Source organism: Rhizobium sp. PEPV16 (assembly GCF_008919455.1).
GTDB lineage: Bacteria > Pseudomonadota > Alphaproteobacteria > Rhizobiales > Rhizobiaceae > Rhizobium > Rhizobium leguminosarum_Q.
Window position 1 is genome coordinate 30,536 of sequence record NZ_VSZV01000301.1, and the last position, 563, is coordinate 31,098.

Consider the following 563-nt stretch of genomic DNA (forward strand, 5'->3'; position numbering starts at 1 on the left):
TGGCTTACTCGCTCGGCGCCGCGATGAGCTTCGTGCAATTGCGCGACCTCGAAGAACTGGTGCGGCTCGGCACTTTCGACACGCTGTTGGTCAAGCCTTTCAGCCCCTGGGCCTATCTGGTTTTTTCCGGCCTCAATATCGGCTATGCCGGCCACGTCCTCCTGGCGGTGCCGCTGATGGGCTGGGCCGTCCAGTCCGTCGACTTCGCCTGGTCGGTCTGGTCGGCATCGTTCCTTATTGCCGCGCTCCTCAGCGCGACGCTGCTGACCGCGGCACTCATCACCATGATCGGCGCCACGGCGCTGATCTGGGTGCGCTCCAACCACCTGTTCTCGATCTTCTTCGGCTTTTGGGAATTGACGCGCTACCCGCTCAACATTTTCCCCGGCGGCATCCAGGCGATCCTCATCAGCGCGGTCCCGCTCGCCCTCACCAGCTCGGTCCCCGTCGGCGCCCTGCTCGGCAAGCCCATCCCAATCCTCGGGGATTGGGCCGGGCCGGTGGCTCTCGCAGCCGGCCCGATCTGGGTGTTGATATCAATCGCCTACTGGCGATATGCCACC

The 563-nt window shown here is 64.3% G+C and carries 1 protein-coding gene; it reads left to right on the top strand.

Translation table 11 applies throughout. The annotated features are described in order from the left end of the window. On the top strand, nt 1–563 hold a 563-nt coding region (locus tag FY112_RS15595), incomplete at both ends, for an ABC-2 family transporter protein (RefSeq protein WP_246700686.1).